General features: G+C 56.4%; 6 protein-coding genes and 1 pseudogene. 2 read left to right on the forward strand and 5 right to left on the reverse strand.

Translation table 11 applies throughout. From position 1 onward, the window contains the following. Positions 1–67: 67 nt before the first annotated feature. From IE158_RS13115 to IE158_RS13790, 4 genes are read right to left on the reverse strand one after another with little or no spacing between them, the layout of a single operon-like run. Positions 68–1,156 (reverse strand): transposase, encoded by a 1,089-nt coding sequence (locus tag IE158_RS13115; protein WP_189644155.1) that lies wholly within the window; start codon positions 1,154–1,156, stop codon positions 68–70. Between the two features lie 43 nt (positions 1,157–1,199). After that, entirely contained in the window at positions 1,200–1,658 is a 459-nt protein-coding gene (locus IE158_RS13120) for a hypothetical protein (protein WP_189644156.1), read from the reverse strand. Between the two features lie 54 nt (positions 1,659–1,712). Next, positions 1,713–2,078, reverse strand: coding sequence for a VOC family protein (locus IE158_RS13125; RefSeq protein ID WP_189644157.1), 366 nt, complete (start codon positions 2,076–2,078; stop codon positions 1,713–1,715). 45 nt (positions 2,079–2,123) lie between these two features. Then, on the reverse strand, positions 2,124–2,297 hold the full coding sequence (locus IE158_RS13790; RefSeq protein WP_373295845.1) for a WCX domain-containing protein: 174 nt from the start codon (positions 2,295–2,297) through the stop codon (positions 2,124–2,126). A 36-nt stretch (positions 2,298–2,333) separates the two neighbouring features. Between IE158_RS13790 and IE158_RS13135 the strand changes: the two genes are divergently transcribed. Further along, a protein-coding gene (locus IE158_RS13135) for an IS3 family transposase (RefSeq protein WP_189644159.1) occupies positions 2,334–3,499 on the forward strand; the annotation gives its coding sequence in 2 pieces (ribosomal slippage) (positions 2,334–2,601 and positions 2,601–3,499; 1,167 coding nt in all). A 13-nt stretch (positions 3,500–3,512) separates the two neighbouring features. Here IE158_RS13135 and IE158_RS13140 read toward each other — a convergent pair. Beyond that, the gene (locus tag IE158_RS13140) at positions 3,513–4,298 is read right to left on the reverse strand and encodes a helix-turn-helix transcriptional regulator (RefSeq protein WP_189644160.1); all 786 of its coding nucleotides are present in this window, start codon (positions 4,296–4,298) and stop codon (positions 3,513–3,515) included. Between the two features lie 91 nt (positions 4,299–4,389). Here IE158_RS13140 and IE158_RS13145 point away from each other — a divergent pair. Then, positions 4,390–4,980, forward strand: a pseudogene (locus IE158_RS13145) (IS701 family transposase); the annotation flags it as partial. Positions 4,981–5,047 lie beyond the last annotated feature (67 nt).

Here is a 5,047-nt window from a genome sequence, read left to right on the forward strand (position 1 = left end):
TCCATCTTGGTGTCACTCCGTAGCCGGATACAGGGGGCAATCCCATGTTCGCTCAGGAACGTAAACCTCATAAGTTGCACCTTGCATAGCTGAGCGAATAGCCGTGCTGGAGAAGAAATTCTCGTTCTTTTTGGATCAGGTTGAGAAGGTGGTTCAGCCTAATCTCTGGGAACAGGGTATACAGGGCCAGGCGTGCTGCCTCTTTCAAGGTCATCCCTTCTGAGCGATGCAGCATGGTCAGGGTGAAGGCCAGGAAGACCATCAGAATCCAGCGGTCCAGACCCCTGGCAGTTCGCAGCGCGAACTGCGCCAACCCAAACTGGTGCTTACCTTCCTTAAAGAAGGATTCCACCCCCCAGCGATGCGCACCCTCAGCAACGATCTCGTCCCCCTCCAGCAGTTCAGACGACACCGCGAAGAATTCACGGTCCCCACGATCTACTCTCCCCAGAGACAGCGTTTCCAGGGGCCAGTTGGCAAGGTTGACATACCCTGCATGGGGACAGTCCGCCACCGTCACCCGCCCAGGATGGTCCGTGCGCCGGTTGCTCCTCACACCCACCACGAACTCGAAATCGAGGTGCCGCACGCCTTCCAGAAAGACAGCGGATTCGAATCCACTGTCTGCCAGTACGCAGACCTGAAAGCGCTTCCCGACGAAGTCCGGCACCTCTTCCAGTAGGTCGAGCGCCAGAGTGACGGGCGTGCTGGTGTGCTTGCCCTGGTACACCCGGTAGGAAATGGGGAACTTCAGTTCCCCATACTCGGCAAACAGGACGACCAGGTGGATGCCATGTCTACCGTTGTACACACTGACAAAGGGCAACTGGGTCCCCACCTTTTCCACCGTGGTCAGGTCCACACTGAGACGCAGACGAGGTCTGCGTTTGTGACGAGCTGCCTCCAACAGGATGCGCCATTGGGTGTCCTGCATCTCTTCCCAGCAACGGTCTGAATCCCAGTCGTAGATGTTGAAGAAACGGCTGAGTGCACTGGGGCTGACTCCCTCTGCCTGGCTGAACTTGGTCTTCTGACCTGGACTGTGGAAGAGGTGCAGCGAAGCCTCCAGGCTTCGCCGTTGGTACAGCGTCTCTGGAATGTCCAGAATCCGCTGTGCGAGAACATGGGCGCGCTCCCCTGAAACCTGTTTGTACACACTTCCAGATTTTCAGCTCTGGGAGCGCTTTTTGGCTCCCTGTTCAGGTGCAAGTTCTGAGATAAACCATAGGGGTACGCCGCTTTGAAAACTCGCTGAACATATGCGCTTCAAGGCGCTTGTTGACCGGGTGCGCCACCTCAACATGCACAGGGTTGCCCTCGTCATAGGTCCTCTTGATGCGCTGGCCTGCCTGCGGGTGGGGCTGGCCGCCCTTCGTGGGGTGCGAATCGGGAGAGTGGCTGGGGTATTTGAAATCGTGCTCACCGGTTGCCAAGTGCTCGAGGGCGTCCACATCCACATGCATGTGGACACCGTGGTTGAGGTAGTGCGCTTTAAGGTAGTGGCTCTTGCCGGACCCCGGCAAGTCGATCATGATGCTGGCGCTGCCGCGGGGGACATGCATACCCAAGTGGTTTTCCATGTGGCTCAGGCGGGCGTCATGCTCATCAATGTGGCGCTGCAGGGCATCGTGGGCGCTCTCGCCTGATGCCTTGCTCAACTTGGGCTCAGGCGGGCGTCATGTCCGCAACTGTCAGGCTCAGATAGTTCAATTTCATGTTTCTCCCTGCCAGAAGCCCAGCCAGTGACCGTCCGGAGTGGCTAGCGTAAAAGTCGCGCCGAACGGCATGTCGTGAATCGGCTCAACAATCTGGGCACCTCCTTCGACCACCTGGGCGTAGTAGGTCTGGAGATCCGGGACCGTGAAGAAGATGGTCACACCTTGTCCAAGTGGAGACTGAACGTCCAGGTTTTCGCGGAGTGCTAAACCTGCCCCATTCTCGGAGACGAACGCATTAGCTCCAGGGCGCTCCTCTGTGGGAGTAAATCTTAAAACGTCCACCAGAAACGCTTTGGCGCGGGGGTAGTCGGGGGTATGCAGGGTAACGAAACTCAGGTTGGTCGGAAGTGATTGAGTCATAGGTTGTTCCTCCTGAGTCCAGCCTGCTCCCCAGCAGTGACAGCCCTATGTCAGGAGGATCTTCTGCGCTTCCTCGTGGATCAGTTCCCGAAGTACTGGTGGTTCCTGGATCCGCACTCCGGCTCCCCAGGACATAACCCACGGCAGGATGTCACGGACATCTCGGACCAGCAGGATCACTTCAGTTCCACCTGGTTTGGGCCTACCTCGATTCTGCATACCTGAAGAAACGCCACAATCCAAGCGAGGTGGCAGATGGGAGAGCGGGTCAAGTACAGCAGGGAATTCAAATTGGAAGCCATCCGGCTGGCCAGCGAGCCGGATCAGTCAGTTCCCAAGGTCGCACGCGACCTCGGGATCAGCGATTCGAGCCTCTATGGCTGGATCCGCCAGGAGAAAAAAGCCGGAGAGCGGGCTTTTCCCGGGAAGGGCAAACAGAACCTGACCGAAGAGCAGGCCGAGATCAAACGGTTGAGGCGTGAACTGGAAATCGCGCGTCAGGAACGTGATGTCCTAAAAAAAGCAGTGGCCTTCTTCGCCAAGGAAAACTGAGCGTGTTCGAGTTCATCGAAGCGCATCGAGGCGAGTTCTATCTGGACGTGATGTGCCGGATGCTCGGCGTAACCAGGGCGGGTTACTTCTCATGGCGAGGACGGCCGATCAGCAAAAGGAAAACCGTGGATGAGCAGCTCGGTGAAGAGATCGAAGCCATTCATGGGCAAAGCAAGGGACGCTACGGCGTCCCTCGGATCCACGCGGAACTGAAAGCCAGAGGTTTTTTGTGTTCCCGACGTCGTGTGGCACGCTTGATGCGCGAACTGGGCCTGCGAGGGAAGAGCCGCAGGAAGTACAAGGTCACGACCAAGGCCGCACCTGGACGCCAGCCTGTCCCTGACCTGGTGGGCCGGAGGTTTCAAGTTCAGAAGCCGAATACGGTCTGGGCTGGCGATATTTCGTATTTGCCGACCAAAGAAGGATGGTTGTATCTGGCCGTGATGATGGATTTGCATTCGCGGAGAGTAGTGGGATGGGCCATGGGAGAGCGCTTGACCACCGATCTACCCCTGGCAGCCCTTCAGATGGGCGTTGACCGGCGGCAACCGCCGCCGGGGTTGATTCACCATAGCGACAGGGGAAGTCAGTACAGCAGTCATCTGTATCAGCAGACACTGGCGGAGCAGAACATCCGGGGCAGCATGGGGAGGAAAGGGGATTGTTTCGATAACGCCGTCGTAGAAAGCTTTTTCTCGACCCTGAAGCGTGAGTTGCTTTTGGGCCAAGTCTTTGAGTCTCGCCAGGAGGCGAGAACGCAGGTTTTTGAGTTTATTGAGGTGTTTTACAACCGTCAGCGGAGACACTCAACGCTGGGATACCGAAGTCCGTTAGAATTCGAGCAGATCAATCAAGGTGTTGCGGCGTAACTGAAAGTATGTTTTACCGAGGCAACCCCAGTTCGACATGCACCTCCGTTTGAAAGTAGCTGGGCCGCTCTAGCAGGAGGGGATAGAGTTCTGGAGCGAACAGCAGCTTGACCGTCTGATTCCGGCGAGCGTCATCAGCAGCGGAATGGAAGGTCCAGTCGGGAGAGACCTCAAAGGTCTGTTTAGTGACTTGGAGACCTCCGATCCTGCCCAGACGGAAGGTACGTAACGCATTCCTGAGTGGATCAAAGGCACCAAGGAGCCAGACTCCATAGAGATGAACCAGTCGCAGCGGGTAGACCTCACGGGTCATGACATCCTCGCCCGGTTTACGGTATTCGAAACGGACCACAAGATGACCGAGAATCGCCCCCCGCAGTGCTGGCAAACATTTCAGATCCGGTTCGCTCGGAGCGGCAATCACTTTAAGCGCTTCTCGTAACCGCCTTACTTCCGTCTGTTGGCTCTCCGGCAGCGCCGCAGACAATTTCTGGACGGCGGCAGATGCGGCCTGGGCATACTCACCGTCAACCGCTCCTGAAATGGCATCTGCGCCCAACATCAAAAGTAGTGCTTCAGGCGCTGTGAACTGGAGAGGGGGGAGAAAATAGCCGTCCATCAAACGGTAACCTTTACCTGCAAGGCTGACGACTGGAACGCCAGATTCATTGAGAGCAGCGATATCGCGGTAAACGGTTCGCACGCTGACCTGAAAGGTCTCAGCGAGATATTCAGCCCGCGTCCAACTGTCGCCACGCAATTCCAGCAGCAGGGCAAATAGACGGTCGGTGCGGTTCATGAATGTAGTCTGGCATGGCCATTAGAACTTGCGAGAGAACTAGCTGTACTTTGGGCAATATACAGGGACACTGTTCAGGCCGGCATCTGCGATGCCGGCCTTCTTGCTGAACAGAAAAATGCCCCCCTGGACACGACATTTCCCGAGTTGGTTTTCACCCTTCCAGCGCTGCTTTCATCATCTCGCCCAGCGCAATAAAGCAGCTCAGTACGTGCAGGGGTTATGTAGCACAGCCAAACGGAGAAGCATGCAGCCACTGGCAGACCTCGTCGCCCCAGGTGAATACGACCGATTCCAGCACTTCATTACCGATAGCCCCTGGAAAAACCAGGGGTTAGAACAGCTTCTGGCTGAAAGGGCACAAGAATTGCTCGGTGGTCAGGACGCAGTCCTGACCATTGACGATACCTGTCTTACCAAGTATGGATCGAAATCTGTTGGTGTAGGGCGTCAATATTCCGGCCAGGAAGGGAAAATCACCAACTGCCAGTGCCTTGTTTCATTGACGCTGGCTCGTAACGAGATCCCGATCCCCCTCCGCCTGAAGCTCTTTTTGCCGCGCGAATGGTCGAACAATCAGGAACGTTGTTTGAAGGCAGGTGTTCCACCGGAACACCTGTGCACCTCAAGCAAATGGGAGATTGCACTCAGAGCGCTGGATAATGTGAACGGTACTGTCCAAGGTAGTGGCTGTACCAACGTGATCTACTGACAGGATGCCGGAGTGCCCAGCCTGTCAAAGCACACAC

It is taken from the genome of Deinococcus piscis (assembly GCF_014653275.1).
GTDB classification, from domain to species: domain Bacteria; phylum Deinococcota; class Deinococci; order Deinococcales; family Deinococcaceae; genus Deinococcus; species Deinococcus piscis.